Raw genomic sequence first — 13,978 nt, forward strand, 5'->3', positions numbered from 1 at the left:
GTTGAATCAGGCTTCGGCCAAAAACGGAATCCCGTTTATGAGTTTATGACCTAGTCGTCAGAGGTGACGATAGAGCGTCGCCCGAGACACACCCAGCTGCTCGGCGATCTGGGCCGCGCTGAGATCGCCAGCAGCTTTCATACTTCTCGCCATCTTGATCTGCGTATCCGTCATCGCTGCCGGACGCCCCAGACGTTGACCACGCCCCTTGGCCGCTTTGAGCCCCGCCTTGGTGCGCTCCTGGATCATCTCTCGTTCAAACTCAGCCAGCGCCCCGAAGATGTGGAATACGAGCTTTCCTCCGGCCGAGGTCGTATCAATGCCTTCGGTGATCGAGATGAAGCCGATCCCGCGCGTCTGCATATCCTCCACCGTCTCGATCAGCTGACGAAGAGATCGTGCGAGACGGTCGAGCTTCCAGACGACCAGCACGTCACCCTCACGAAGGAATTCGAGCGCCTTCATCAACTCAGGGCGATCACGCTGCGCGCCGGAGGCCGTCTCCTCGAAAATACGTTCACATCCGGCACCGGTCAGAGCGTCCGTTTGCAGACCGGTCTTCTGTTCGGCAGTCGAAACTCGGGCGTATCCCACTCGCATTGGTGTCTCCGTCTCAAAAATGCTCGATCACACTATTGAGACGGCTGGGGTTTTCAAGACTATTTTTGAGATGGGCTCAGTTGCTCGGTTGTTGCCCTGTGATGCGCCAGGAAAAACGTCTCAGAAACGTTCGTTTTTGCGACAACCAAACGGCATGGTTGGCATTGATCTCATAGCTCTCTCTGGAAGGGACTAATTCCAAACCGAGGCGCGTCGTTCATCCAGTCGCAGACCTCAAAGCCTGTTGTGTGACCAGTTTTGCGGTCGAGGTAGCGGGTAACGACTTGGCGATGAAGCTCTTCGGCCTCTGACAGCGTCATTAATTCAAGTTGTTGATGAGCAGAGAGTTTCTGGTTCTTCTTGGTATGGCCATGCCGCGCGCCCTCCGCACGGGCCGTTATATTGTTGGCCGCGGCCCCAAACGCTTTGAGCTGTTGTTTGGTGATCAGCTTCGCCTGAACCAAATCTCCAACCGAATGGTCATGCTTAATAGTCTCGAAGCAGGCGTAGATGCTAGTCCATGAAGGTGGCTCAGAGAGCGTCTCTACAACTAATGCGCACAAGTCATCAGCCTCGACCAAGACCATTCGGTCAGCTAGTGAGGCAGCGTGTGTCTGATGCCATCCAAGAGTAGAGCCAGTCCGGAGCTTTTGTTGATCTGGTAGGACGAATTTGGCCAGACTAATGCCGTCGAATACTCCGACTGCCACTGCTCGAACTCCACCAAAGTTCGGATCGAGCAATCTGCAATGACCATTCAATGCTTTGATACGCGGATTGAGAAGGATGGCTGCAAACCGTGGGCTATCTACGGGCAGAAGCCATTGATCGACCATTGGGCCAACTAAGCGTGCGGATGTTAGGCCATCATCGTCAGCCATCACTAGAATACCAGATTCCTGCGATCCCACCGACGTTTCAACCATGACCCCCAAGCCGGCCTTTTCGAATAAGCGACGCAAGCCAACGAGGTCATGCCCTCTACCCACGATTTCTATCCAAGAGTTCTCAGCATCCATGCCCTTTGTCCCTCACAGTCGTGCTCAAAGAAACTTGCATCAATGCGCTGGGGCCTCGGTGTCAGCGCAGCCGAAGATAGTGATACGGCGTAGTGTCGAGTTTCAAAGTGCCGATTGGGTTTTGTAAGCCTGATTATCGAGTCTGCGATAACAACGACGATACAAGTTCGGAGCGCGAGATTGCTTAGCTGCCAGGCGTCGGCGGAGCATGCGTTCAATGCGATATCCTTGGCCGTGAGCAACAGGAAGAAGCCGTGTTCGCCACTTGTTCGTCTGCCGTTATCAGGTAACCTTTGAGTCGTGCGAACCGGCCAGTTGATGGTCGACAAGACTGTTGCCGCCTAAGGCGAGCCATTCTGAACTAGCTGCGTTGCTACCTCGGCTGAGTGTCTCGCGGAAGTTTAAATTCTGAGCTTGTTTCGGAGTTCCGCAAGGCAGGCTGCAGCGTGACCAATTGGGGAAAGTTTGGGCATGTATGACACGGCAGATTCTTGCGTCAGACGGAGTGGTCGTGACGATGATGGGCGAGATGAATTGAAAGAAAGTGCCAAGTTCGATTCGTCAGGCGTGTTGCGACCTGAACGGGGAATTGAGCCGTGTTTCGCGACCGAACATGGTGCGTTGTTTGATCGCGATTGTGAGGAGTTTCTTGGAGCAATCCGGCCGGGAACAGTCGATATGATATTCGCTGATCCGCCGTTTAATCTTGGCAAAGAATATGGCAAGCGGTCAAATGACAGCCGAGAAGAAGAAGAGTATCTGAAATGGTGCTACCGCTGGATTGATCTCGGGATCGAGGCTCTAAAAGATGGTGGCGCATTTTTTCTGTATAATTTGCCGAAGTGGAATACGCATCTCGCAGCGTATATGTCGAGCCAAGGATTAGATTTCCGTCATTGGATCGCGGTTAATATTAAGTTAGGTCTTCCAATACAAGGGCGGCTATATCCGAGCCACTACAGCCTTCTCTATTTTACAAAAGGTAAGGCGCGTGTGTTTCGCAAGGTCCGGACGCCTATCGAAACGTGCAGGCATTGCAACGGAGAAATTAAAGATTATGGCGGGCACCGAAAGGCGATGAACCCGAAAGGTGTAAACCTTTCAGATGTTTGGCACGATATACCGCCGGTTCGGCATCAAAAGTATAAATCGAGCGACAGGAAGGCGAACGCTTTGTCTTCCAAGATTCTTGATCGAGTGATCGAAATCTCAACGGAGCCAGGCGACCTTGTGGTGGACCCGTTTGGTGGGAGCGGAACAACGTTTGCATCAGCTGAGGCGAAGCACCGTCGCTGGATGGGTACAGATATTGATTTCGCCCCAGTGATCGAAGAGCGGATGACCGGGAATCGATATCTCCACCGCAACGACGACGTTGTTGATCTCGATTGAATTAGGGTTTGGCAGATTTGCGTTGTTTGGGGATCGGCGGAGTTGTCAGGTCCTCCGCGTCATGTTCGACCACGAGAATTTCAATGACACCCGCACTGCACGGTGTCGCGGTCCAAAGCGGTATGTATCGTTCAATCTCGCCGATATTTCCCACTCGATCCGTCAGGTAAGGGGCGAGTTTGTTGGACGAGATCGCGAGAATGCCACCGGCGAGGACACCCATATTTAGACCGAGGCAGATCTTGTTCATCGAACGATGACTCGACGCCACATTGCCTGTTTCCCATTCGAAAGCGATGAGGCCGTGCTGGGATTCGAAGGCCGAGTCGATCTTGGCAGGTCGTTTGGACGTATCGATTGGCCAGTTTACTTGCGAAGTCCAGCCCCGATTGGCTAAGTGTTTTGCAGCCTGTTGAGTGATGGGGCGGACGCCGTTCTTGTCCTTTTGTGGACTGATGGTGAAACGCCCGCTTCCTATTGGCCACTCTACGGCGGTGATTGCAGCGATGACATCGTTGCGAAGCTTTTGCCATTCTGATGATGGGGCGAGGGCTCCCTTGCCCAACACACGCTTCGTATCAACGACTTTCATGCTCAACCCATCGTCTATTCATTACGGATAGGGTTACGTTGAGTCGAATTCGCCTGCCAGATGGGCCGGGTTGCCGCAGAAAGTTCACCACACAGCGCGTCACACATCGAGTCACACATCGTCGTGTTGGTGAGCGGTAAGCTATTGAACTTTATGGCTTGTAAGGGTGGTGGCGGAGAGGATGGGATTCGAACCCACGAGACGGGGACACCGCCTACTCCCTTAGCAGGGGAGCGCCTTCGACCACTCGGCCACCTCTCCACCTGCCGGTTTAGTCGCCCCGGGCGGGGGCATCAAGAGTGTGCCGCCGCTCCGTCACGATATTCTGCAGTCGCCAGTTGTGGAGGCGTCAGGCAATGCCGGGGGAAGGGGCGAGCCAATCCTCACCTGCGGTCTGGCGGAAACCCGCTCCCCATCGCTCCAGAAAGCGGGTTTCCCCGGTCCAGAATCCGGGGCGCTGGCGCAGGTCTTCACGCAGTTGCGCGGACAGCATGGCGTCGCCGGTTTCCCGGGCCCGGATGAAGTCATGGGCGAGTGTCATCTCGGCCCCTTGATCCTCGTTCAGGGGCAGCCGCATGGGAGCCCCCTGGAGGGCTGGTCGGGCCAATTGGCGGGCATCGACGATTTCGAGGCCGGCTTTGACAGCGCTCTGCCCGGCTGTCTCGCCGACCCCGTGAACCGCGAACAGGCGCACCATGCGCTGAAGGATGGAGGCGGAAGCCTGCAGATTACGCTCCAGTCCGGGTTCGGACAGGCGGGCCAGCCAGGGGGTGAGTTCGCTCAGCCTCTGCTCCGGCGTCAGAGATTTGCGGGCCTCGACCTGGGAGGGAAGCTTGAGCGCGGTGGTGCGCGCCGTGCTGGCGATCCGCAGCTCCGGCTGGCGGAAGAATTTGGCCCACATATAGCTGTCCGAGGGGCCGGCCTCGCGCGGTGCACAGGTCCAGCCTTCAGGCAGGTCGAGATAGGCTTCGCGGCGATAGGCGACGAAATTGGGACCGGCGCTGAGCGGGATGCCAGCGGCCTGTGACCGCTTCATCTGCGGCGTGCCCATATTGACCGGCCACCAATCGCTCTGACCGTCCGGCTGCAGGCGAAGCGGGGCCTGGTTGGCCCAGTCGGCGTGTTCGAGCAATTGGGTCATGACGGCCAGATGGTCGGGGAGCCAGAGATCGTCATCGCTCAACTGGCAGACTATCCGGGCGCGACTCTGCCGGATCACCGGATCACGATGGTTTTCGCCAAAACGTTCCGACTTCGGGAAGCGGACGGTGCTAATGCGGCCGTCGCGTTGTGTGATGGCTTCCAGCACTGTTTGCGTGCGCGCTGGGCAGCCGTCACAGAGAACCACCATTTCCCAGTTGGACAGGGTCTGGGCCTGGGCACTCGCAATGGCGGCAAACAGGGTATCGGCGTGATCATGGGTCGGGCACAGGATGAGGATGTCGGGCATCAGGCCGGGCTCGTCAGCCGTTGTGTCTCCAGACTGGCCCGATAGCGCTCGACCATGGTTTTGAAGTCCGATGCCTTGGCATCACGCTCCGACAAGGCGGGCGCAGAAATGGCGGGCCAGTCCAGTCCGAGTTCGGGGTCATCCCAGCGGCACTCGATTTCATCATCCCGGGTCCAGCCATGGCTCATACCCCAGACCAGGAAATTGCCGTCGGGCACGTAAAAACCGTGCAGGACCCCCGGTGGAATGAGCACGCCGCTCGGCCTGTCGCCCGACATGTCGAGCCGGGTGCGCAGGCCCCGCGTGGCGGAGTCGGGGCGAATATCGACCAGGCCGAGGAGCATGCGGCCTTCCAGCACCACCATGTAATCGGTGTGGAGCGGGTGGACATGCATGCCGCGGAAGACGTTCGGCTCATTTCGGGAGGCATTCCATTGGGTCAACCCGATCAGGCCCGGCCAGTCCTGGCGGAATACCTCCGTCAGATCGCCCCGCGCATCCTGATGCCGGGTCAGCTGCGTGCATATCACGCCTTCAGGCAGGGCGGGTGAGGGCTTCATGTTGAGTTTGTTGTCCCTAATTCTGCATCCTTAGGGAGAATATCTGCTTGCAATCCATATGCAATCTGAACCTGTGCGACGGGTGCTGGTCCGGATTTCCTGCCAGCGCCGTCGCGCATCGTCCGTTCCGCCCTCGCCATCATGGAAGAAGGGCGAGTGGGCGCGTCCTGTCCGCACGGCCGGGACAGAAAAAGACAGCGCCGCAAGGAAACAGGCCCCGAAAAAACTGGCATGCCATCCGCATCACCCACCCCCGCGAGGCGGTGGATGTGTGGGTGCGGACATGCCCGCTCAGCAACAAGGCCCGAACGGCCGGTTTGGGATCCGGGGGAGCGGATATCGGGAGAGCTTGCTGCAGACAGGGGGAGCCCCGAACGCAAACGGGGCGACCGTCAGGCCGCCCCGTTGAAAGCAATTCTACTGTCCGTCTGGCCTAGAAAAAGGCTTGCAGCCCGGTCTGGGCACGGCCGAGAATGAGTGCGTGGACGTCGTGGGCGCCCTCATAGGTGTTGACCGTTTCCAGATTGACCATATGGCGGATGACCTGGAATTCCTCGGAAATTCCGTTGCCGCCGTGCATGTCGCGGGACTGGCGAGCGATATCCAGGGCCTTGCCGCAATTATTGCGCTTGATCAGGGAGATCATTTCCGGCGCCGCGCGGGCTTCGTCCATCAGGCGGCCGACGCGCAGGGCGGATTGCAGGCCCAGCGTGATCTCGGTCTGCATGTCGGCCAGCTTCTTCTGGTAGAGCTGGGTCTGGGCGAGCGGCTTGTTGAACTGTTTGCGGTCCAGCCCGTACTGACGGGCGGCGTGCCAGCAGAATTCCGCCGCGCCCATGGCCCCCCAGGCAATGCCGTAGCGGGCGCGGTTGAGGCAGCCGAACGGGCCTTTCAGACCGGAAACATGCGGCAGGAGGGCGTCCTCGCCGACCTCGACACCGTCCATGACGATCTCGCCGGTGATCGAGGCGCGCAGGGAGAGCTTGCCGCCGATCTTGGGAGCCGACAGGCCTTTCATGCCCTTTTCCAGGACGAAGCCCCGGATCTTGCCGTCATGGGCATCCGACTTGGCCCAGACCACGAAGACATCCGCGATCGGGGAGTTGGAGATCCACATTTTCGAGCCGGTCAGCTTGTAGCCACTGGCCGTCTTCTGGGCGCGGGTCTTCATCCCGGCCGGATCGGAGCCGGCATCCGGTTCTGTCAGGCCGAAACAGCCGATCCACTCGCCGGAGGCGAGCTTGGGCAGGTATTTCTGGCGCTGCGCCTCCGAGCCATAGGCGTAGATCGGATACATGACCAGCGAGGACTGGACCGACATCATGGAGCGATAGCCACTGTCGACGCGCTCGACTTCGCGGGCCACTAGGCCATAGGCGACATAGCCCAGTCCGGCACCGCCATATTCTTCCGGCAGGGTGCAGCCGAGTAGGCCGTTCTCACCCATTTCGCGGAAGATTTCCGGATCGGTTTTTTCCTCGCGGAAGGCTTCGATCACGCGGGTCTGGAGCTTTTCCTGGGCGTAGGCGTGGGCCGTGTCGCGGACCAGGCGTTCCTCTTCGCTCAGCTGGTCGTCCAGATAGAAGGGATCATCCCATTTGAATTCGGACAGGTCGGGCTTGTCCTTGGCCTTGAGTGCGGGCTTGTCGCTCATCGCTCGGTCTCTTCCCCTCAATGGTCGGCTTTTCTTCCTGAAAAGTCCGGTTTCCTCTTCTCCAGAAAGGCCTTGTAGCCTTCCTTGAAATCAGCGCTTGAAAACGCATTCGCGAACCAGGCGCGGGTATCGTCATCCTCGTGATCCTGACCATCCAGGATCCGCGCAATCATCGCCTTGGTGTATGTGGCCGAGCGCGGGGACATGTCCAGCAGACGGTTGCAGTAAGCCTCGATTTCCAGGTCCAGCGCATCCGGTGCGAACAGGCGGTCGATCAGGCCCGCCTCCAGCGCTTCGCTGGCCTCCAGCACCCGCGCGGAGAACAGCATGTCCTTGGCCATGGACGGGCCCACCGCCTCGACCAGGCGCTTCGTGTCGCCGAACGGGTAGAGCAGGCCCATCTTGGCCGGCGTGATCGCCAGACGTGATGTGGTGTCGGCAAAACGCAGATCGCAGGCCAGCGCAATGCCGCAACCGCCGCCGACGCAGGCGCCACGAATGGCGGCCAGAGTCGGATGGGGGAAGCGGGCCAGGGCTTCCAGTCCGGCGGCGATACTGGCCGAATTGGCCTCGCCGCGTTCCTGTGTTTCGTAAATCGCCTCGAATTCGGAAATGTCGGCGCCCGACGCGAAATGCTCGCCGGCACCGCGGACCACCAGGACCCGGCAGCGCTCGGCCAGCGTGTCCAGCAGGCCGGGCAGGCTGGCCCACATGGATTCGGTCATCGCATTGCGCTTGTCCGGCCGGTTCAGGATGAGCTCGGCACGGTCGCCGTCATGGCGGATCAGAAAGGCGTCGTCGGTCGTCATGGCGCGGCTTGCGGTTGGTGATTGGTCGCGAACCAGCTTAAACCTCCGCCTCTGGGCAGGAAACGCACCAGCTGCGTTTCGCGCGAACGGGCCGGGGAGGGCTTGATGAGCGGGGACAATTGGATCGTTCTGGTCACCCTGGTGGCCTACAAGCTCGTGCTGATCGGCGTCGGCGTCTGGGCGTCGTCGCGCAACCGGACAGAGGGCGATTTCCTGCTGGCCAGCCAGGGGCTGGGCGCCTGGGTGGCGGGCCTGTCCTATGCTGCGTCCACCTCGTCGGCCTGGGTTCTGCTTGGCTTTTCCGGCTTCGTCTATGCCAACGGGCTTTCGGCGCTCTGGATGGTGCCGGGCATTTGGGGCGGATATCTCGCCGTCTGGCTCTTCTTCGGCAAGCGGCTGCGTGCCGAGACCCACACCCAGGGCCATGTCACACCGACCGACTTCATCATTGCCGGGCTGGGACCGCAGTCCCGGCGCATCATCGCCGCGATCGCGTCGGCCTTCATCCTGTTCTGTTTCATCTTCTACATCGCGGCCCAGTTTGGCGCCGCGGCGGCCGCTTTCGAGACCCAGTTCGGCCTGGGCATCACAGAGAGCGTGCTGATCGGGGCCGCCGTGGTTCTGGTCTACGCCGTGCTGGGCGGGTTCTGGGCCGTCAGCGTCACCGACATGCTGCAGGGTGCGCTGATGGCGCTGATCGCGATCATCCTGCCGGTTGCGGCCTTCCTGGCTGCGGGCGGTTTTGACGGCGTTGCCGAGGCGCTCGGTGAGACGGCGCCGGAGGGATATCTCGACATCACGGGCGGGCAGGGCGGTTTCGTGCTGATCGGCTTTGTGCTGGGCGTCTGGGGTGTCGGTGTGAACGCGATGGGCCAGCCGCAGCTGACGGCGCGCCTGATGGCGGTGAAGGATGAGGCGGCCCGCATGCGGGGCTTCACCATTGCCATGGCCTGGGCCGTGCTGGTGTTCACCGGCATGACGGTGCTGGCGCTGGCCGGACGGGCTCTGGTCGGCGGGGCGAGCGATGGCGAGACCCTGTTCTACACCCTGTCCAATGACCTCTTCCCGCCGGTCCTGGCCGGGCTGGTGATTGCGGCGGTCCTGTCGGCGGTGATGTCGACCGTGGATTCCATCCTCCTGTCGGCCTCGGCCGCAGTCTCCCATGATCTGGGCGTTTCAAAGCGTTTCAAAGGACGCGAAGTCCTGGTGTCGCGGATTGTCATGGTGTCCATCGCCGGTCTGGCCGTTTGGATGACGCTGAGCGTGCCCTCGACCATTTTTGCCCGGGTCCTGTTCGCCTGGTCCGCCATTGGCGCTGCCTTCGGTCCGATCATCGCCATGCGTGTGCTCGGCTTCGAACCGAAGGGCTGGGCCGTCGGGACCGCCATGTGCCTGGGCTTCGGTCTGACCGTCCTGTTCAACTTCCTGGGCAGTCTGCCGCTCGACCCGGACGGTTCGAACATCCTGATCCGATGGGCCCACGCGCCGGGCGATCCGTTCGAACGTCTGGTGCCCTGGATCCCGGCCCTGTTCGTGCTGTGGCTGGGCGGGCGAGGGCGCTGACATCGCCCCTGCGACACCCTGCACCTTGACCTGAGGCCCGTCCCGTAAGAAGTCCCCGGGCATGATTGCTGAACTCGGGCAGTTTGCCCTCATCCTGGCTTTTGTTGTCGCTCTGGCGCAGTCCGTTCTCACCCTGGTGGGGCTGAAGCTGGGCGACCCGGTGATTCACGCCTACGCCCGGGCCGGCGCACTGACGCAATTCGTGCTTCTGGCGGCGGCCTTTGCCTGTCTGACCGTCCTGTTCGCGATGTCCGACTTCTCTGCCCTGGTCGTGGCGGAGAATTCCCATACGGACAAACCGCTCATCTACAAGCTGACCGGTGTCTGGGGGAATCACGAGGGCTCCATGCTGCTCTGGGCGCTGATCCTGGCCGCCTATACCGCGGCCCTGGCCCTGGCGGCCAAGCCGGTCGAAGCGCGCCTGATCTCGCTGACCTTTTCGGTCCAGTCCCTGATCACGGCGGCCTTCACCGCCTTCCTGATCTTCACCTCCAACCCGTTCGCGCGCCTGTTTCCCGCGCCGCAGAACGGGCAAGACCTCAACCCGCTGCTCCAGGATCCCGGGCTCGCCTCGCATCCGCCCATGCTCTATGCGGGCTATGTCGGCTTCTCGATCACCTTTGCCTTTGCTGTCGCCGCCCTGATCGAGGGACGGGTGGATGCGCGCTGGGCGCGGATCGTGCGGCCCTGGGCGCTGACCGCCTGGAGCTTCCTGACCATCGGGATCGCCCTGGGGGCCAGCTGGGCCTATTACGAGCTGGGCTGGGGCGGTTGGTGGGCCTGGGACCCGGTGGAGAATGCCTCCCTCATGCCCTGGCTGGCCGGTACGGCCTTCATCCATTCCCTGCGGGTGATGGAAAAGCGCGACACGTTGAAAGCCTGGACCATCTTGCTGGCCCTGTTCACCTTCTCCCTGTCGCTGGCGGGCACTTTCCTGGTCCGCTCCGGCGTGATCACCTCGGTGCATGCCTTCGCGGTCGATCCGACGCGCGGCGTTTTCATCCTGGGCATTCTGGTCGCCGTGATTGGTGGCTCGCTGGTCCTGTTCGCCTTGCGTGCCGGGCATTTGCGGCCGACGGGTGTGTTCTCCGTGGTGAGCCGGGAAAGCACGCTCCTGGTCAATAACCTCTTCATCGGGGCGGCTTGTTTCCTGGTCTTTTTTGGCACCTTCTATCCGCTCTTCGTGACCACCGTGTCCGACGAGACGATCACGGTGGGGGCGCCCTTCTACAATTCGACCTTCAACCCGTTGATGGGCGTGTTGTTCATCTTGGTTCCGATCTCCGGCATGCTGGCCTGGAAACGCGGCAAGCTGGACCGGATCGTCCGGCTTCTCACGCCCGCCGCCATCGCGGCCCTGGCGGCGGCGTTGCTGGCCTTCTGGATTGCGGACCGCACGCGGATCGCCGGCGCCCTTGGAACAGGCCTGGCGGTCTGGATCGCGCTGGGCGTGCTGATCGACCTGTCGCAGCGGATCAAGCTGTTCAACCAGCCCCTCGCAGCCAGCCTGAGCCGGGCGCGCAATCTCCCGCTGGGCATCTGGGGCATGATCGTGGCCCATTTCGGACTGGCCGTGACCGTCTTTGCCATTACCGGGGTGAGTGCTTGGAAACAGGAAGCGAGTGCCTTCCTGATGCCGGGCCAGTCCATGCGCATGGGCGGCTATACCTTGACCCTGGAGGATGCCCGCCGCGAAGACGGGGCGAACTACATCACCGAGATCGGCGAGTTCAGCGCCGCACGCGGCCAGCGCGATATGGGTCAGCTTCTGGCCGAGCGGCGCTATTACCAGGTCCGCCAGATGTCGACGACGGAAAGCGCGATCCGCACGCGGGCCACGGGTGACCTCTATGTCACCATCGGGGAACCGGTGGCAGAACGCGGCTGGCCGGTTCACGCCTATGTGTATCCGTTTGCAATGTGGCTGTGGATCGGGTCTGCCATTCTGGCGCTCGGGGGCTTTCTGTCGATCGCCGACCGCGGGCGGCGGGCCCTCACGGCGCGCAAGGACAAGCCGGCGGACGGACAAGAAGAGGTTCAGGCATGACCCGTCTCGTCCTGTTTCTGCCGCTCATCGGCTTTCTCGTCATGGCTGTCTATTTCGGGCTCGGCCTGCGCGAGGATCCCTCGGAAATTCCCTCACAGCTGATCGAGCGGGAATTGCCGGCCTTTGACCTGCCGCCCATCGAGGGGTTCGAAACCGGCCTGGCCAGCACGGATCTGGTGGGGCAGGTGAGCCTGCTCAACGTGTTCGGATCCTGGTGCCCGCCCTGCGCGGTGGAGCATCCCATGCTGATGCAGATCGCCCGCTCCGGCGTGGTGCCGATCTACGGGATCGACTGGAAAGACCCGCCGGGTGCCGGCTCGGCCTGGCTGGAACGTCATGGCAATCCCTATCAGCGCGTCGGCGATGATGCGGCGGGCCGGACGGCCATTGATCTGGGTATTACCGGCGCGCCGGAAACCTTCATCATCGACCATACCGGCCGGGTGCGTTACCGCCATGTCGGCGTCATCACCGACGAGATCTGGACCGGGACCCTGCGGCCGCTGGTCGAACATCTCCAGGCGGAGGCCCGGCCATGAAGACCCTTCTGAGTGCCCTGGCCGGCCTGATGCTGGCCGTCAGCCTGGCCTGGGCTTCGCCCGGACCGGATGAGCAAATGGAGGACCCGGCCCTGGAGGCGCGGGCCCTGGCGCTCTATGCGCAATTGCGCTGTGTGGTCTGCCAGTCCCAGAGCATTCGCGATTCCAATGCCCCGCTGGCCGAGGACATGCGCGGCGTGGTTCGTGAACGCCTCCTGGCGGGCGACAGCGATGCCGAAGCCCTCGACTATTTGCAGGAACGCTATGGCGATTACGTGCTGATGATGCCGCCCCTGCAGGGCAATACGATCGGGCTTTTCCTGATCCCGGCCCTGGTTTTCCTGGGCGGAGCGGCGGGGCTCGCCGCCTTTGTCTGGCACCAGTCCCGCCGGTCGCGTGAACTGGAGGATGAGGATGATGTCGCCCGGGCGCAGGCGCTGGATGAAGAGGAGGGGCTGTCATGATCTGGGTGCTGATCGCGGTTCTGGCCAGTCTGGTCGTGCTCGTCCTCGTCATGCCTGTCATGCGACGGGAAACCGGTCACCGTTCTCGCGGGCTCGGCGTGTTCGCCGGTCAGCTGGAAGAGCTCAAGCGGGATCTTGATCTGGGCCTGGTGGAACCGGAGGCCGCCCAGGCGGCTGAACGGGAGATCCGGCGCCGGGAAAGCGCGGCACAATCCATGGTCGATGGCGAGGAAGCGCCGAGCCAGGCGTTGCGCCTTTCGCTCATTGTCAGCAGTGTCGCCGTGTCGATGCTGGCTGTGGTGATTTACATGGGGATGGGCAGTCCGCACCTGGTCGGCCGTTCCCAGCCCGACATGCCGCCCATGCCCGAAGAGGCGCAGGCCGTGATGGCGGAGATCGATGCGCTGGCGGCGGACCTGATGGCCAATCCGGATAATCCTCAGGGCTGGGCCGTTCTGGGTCAGGCCTACACCACGCTGGGTCGTCACAGCGAAGCCGTGATCGCCTTCGAGAATGCGATTAATGGCGTGCCGGACAATGCTTTCCTGTTTTCCGCCCTGGGCCAGGCCTATCTGTTCGAGGCGGAGGGCGAGGTCACGCCGGCGGCGCGGGAAGCCTTCTCGCGTGCCCTGGACCTGGATCCGCAGGATGTGCGGGCGCGTTTCTTCCTGGCTGAGGCCGAGTATCAGGCGGGGAATAGAGAGGCAGCGCTCGCCGGGTGGCAAGCGCTGCTAGATGATGCGCCAGATGACGCGGGGTATCGCTCTATGGTCGAAGCCCGGATGGCGACAGCGCGTGAGGCTGCGCCAGCGGACGAAGAGGGCCGCTGATCAGGCCTGCAGGCCGTCGTCTTCGTCGTCGTTTTCGCGGGTTTCCTGGTTGCGCTTGGGACGTTCCCCGTCGCTCAGCGCCCAGTTGATGAAGTAGCCCAGTTGGCGTTCGGCTTCCAGATAGACATTCTCCGGCATGTTGGTGCGTTCCGCCACATCGGACCGAACCGCTTGCGGCGTCAGGGCAAAGGTCGCCCCGACCATTGCCAGCCCCCCCAGTACAATCATGCTGCCTCGCATCGGTGCCTCCCCAGGCCGTGAATCGAGTAATGCGTATGCTTACGAAAGCGTAATGTCGGGCAGGGGTCTATCGCGAGAAACGATAAATCGGTGGTTTTTCGGGTGTTTTAGCGCAGTTTCGCAGGGAATCCGGTGTGTGGTATGACCGGCAGGCTGGTTTGTGTACGGAGCGCGGCATTGTAATCGCGACCCGGCGCACCAGTATTCACTTATGACGCT

14 protein-coding genes and 1 tRNA gene are annotated in these 13,978 nt (G+C 61.6%); 6 read left to right on the forward strand and 9 right to left on the reverse strand.

What is annotated here, in order from left to right; genetic code table 11:
* Positions 1-57 precede the first annotated feature (57 nt).
* Both FCS99_RS00410 and FCS99_RS00415 read right to left on the reverse strand, forming a co-directional pair.
* Positions 58-600, reverse strand: coding sequence for a recombinase family protein (locus FCS99_RS00410; protein WP_138509421.1), 543 nt, complete (start codon positions 598-600; stop codon positions 58-60).
* A gap of 170 nt (positions 601-770) precedes the next feature.
* Complete coding sequence (locus tag FCS99_RS00415; RefSeq protein ID WP_138509423.1) at positions 771-1,619, reverse strand: hypothetical protein; 849 nt, start codon at positions 1,617-1,619, stop codon at positions 771-773.
* A 471-nt stretch (positions 1,620-2,090) separates the two neighbouring features.
* On the opposite strand from FCS99_RS00415, the gene FCS99_RS00420 reads away from it, so the two are divergent.
* Positions 2,091-3,011 carry a DNA-methyltransferase gene (locus tag FCS99_RS00420; RefSeq protein WP_138509425.1) on the forward strand — a complete coding sequence of 307 codons (921 nt, stop codon included), beginning with the start codon at positions 2,091-2,093 and terminating at the stop codon, positions 3,009-3,011.
* A gap of 1 nt (position 3,012) precedes the next feature.
* Here FCS99_RS00420 and FCS99_RS00425 read toward each other — a convergent pair whose 3' ends face one another.
* The 6 genes from FCS99_RS00425 to FCS99_RS00450 all read right to left on the reverse strand — a co-directional run bounded on the left by FCS99_RS00425 (position 3,013) and on the right by FCS99_RS00450 (position 8,076).
* Positions 3,013-3,603: a PDDEXK family nuclease gene (locus FCS99_RS00425; protein WP_138509427.1), complete on the reverse strand. Its 591-nt coding sequence runs from the start codon at positions 3,601-3,603 to the stop codon at positions 3,013-3,015.
* Between the two features lie 170 nt (positions 3,604-3,773).
* Positions 3,774-3,864, reverse strand: a tRNA-Ser gene (locus tag FCS99_RS00430).
* A gap of 88 nt (positions 3,865-3,952) precedes the next feature.
* The gene (locus FCS99_RS00435; protein WP_138509429.1) at positions 3,953-5,053 is read right to left on the reverse strand and encodes a glycosyltransferase family 2 protein; all 1,101 of its coding nucleotides are present in this window, start codon (positions 5,051-5,053) and stop codon (positions 3,953-3,955) included.
* The gene (locus tag FCS99_RS00440; RefSeq protein WP_138509431.1) at positions 5,053-5,613 is read right to left on the reverse strand and encodes a dTDP-4-dehydrorhamnose 3,5-epimerase family protein; all 561 of its coding nucleotides are present in this window, start codon (positions 5,611-5,613) and stop codon (positions 5,053-5,055) included. The genes FCS99_RS00435 and FCS99_RS00440 overlap by 1 nt, the downstream gene beginning before the upstream one ends.
* A 433-nt stretch (positions 5,614-6,046) precedes the next feature.
* Positions 6,047-7,267 carry an acyl-CoA dehydrogenase gene (locus FCS99_RS00445; RefSeq protein ID WP_138509433.1) on the reverse strand — a complete coding sequence of 407 codons (1,221 nt, stop codon included), beginning with the start codon at positions 7,265-7,267 and terminating at the stop codon, positions 6,047-6,049.
* Between the two features lie 17 nt (positions 7,268-7,284).
* On the reverse strand, positions 7,285-8,076 hold the full coding sequence (locus FCS99_RS00450; protein WP_138509436.1) for an enoyl-CoA hydratase/isomerase family protein: 792 nt from the start codon (positions 8,074-8,076) through the stop codon (positions 7,285-7,287).
* 105 nt (positions 8,077-8,181) lie between these two features.
* Between FCS99_RS00450 and FCS99_RS00455 the strand changes: the two genes are divergently transcribed.
* The 5 genes from FCS99_RS00455 (at position 8,182) to ccmI (ending at position 13,519) form a co-directional block, all read left to right on the forward strand.
* On the forward strand, positions 8,182-9,639 hold the full coding sequence (locus FCS99_RS00455; RefSeq protein WP_138509438.1) for a sodium/proline symporter: 1,458 nt from the start codon (positions 8,182-8,184) through the stop codon (positions 9,637-9,639).
* Positions 9,640-9,700: 61 nt separating this feature from the next.
* Entirely contained in the window at positions 9,701-11,686 is a 1,986-nt protein-coding gene (locus FCS99_RS00460) for a heme lyase CcmF/NrfE family subunit (protein WP_138509440.1), read from the forward strand.
* Positions 11,683-12,225, forward strand: a complete 543-nt coding sequence (locus FCS99_RS00465) for a DsbE family thiol:disulfide interchange protein (RefSeq protein WP_138509442.1) — start codon at positions 11,683-11,685, stop codon at positions 12,223-12,225. The genes FCS99_RS00460 and FCS99_RS00465 overlap by 4 nt, the downstream gene beginning before the upstream one ends.
* Positions 12,222-12,689, forward strand: coding sequence for a cytochrome c-type biogenesis protein (locus FCS99_RS00470; RefSeq protein WP_138509444.1), 468 nt, complete (start codon positions 12,222-12,224; stop codon positions 12,687-12,689). Before FCS99_RS00465 ends, FCS99_RS00470 begins: the two co-directional genes overlap by 4 nt.
* Positions 12,686-13,519 (forward strand): c-type cytochrome biogenesis protein CcmI, encoded by an 834-nt coding sequence (gene ccmI, locus FCS99_RS00475; protein WP_138509446.1) that lies wholly within the window; start codon positions 12,686-12,688, stop codon positions 13,517-13,519. The genes FCS99_RS00470 and ccmI overlap by 4 nt, the downstream gene beginning before the upstream one ends.
* On the opposite strand, the gene FCS99_RS00480 is transcribed toward ccmI, so the two are convergent.
* Positions 13,520-13,747 (reverse strand): hypothetical protein, encoded by a 228-nt coding sequence (locus tag FCS99_RS00480; RefSeq protein ID WP_138509448.1) that lies wholly within the window; start codon positions 13,745-13,747, stop codon positions 13,520-13,522.
* Between the last annotated feature and the right edge of the window lie 231 nt (positions 13,748-13,978).

The sequence above is a fragment of the Maricaulis alexandrii genome, assembly GCF_005871165.1.
Classification (GTDB): domain Bacteria; phylum Pseudomonadota; class Alphaproteobacteria; order Caulobacterales; family Maricaulaceae; genus Maricaulis; species Maricaulis alexandrii.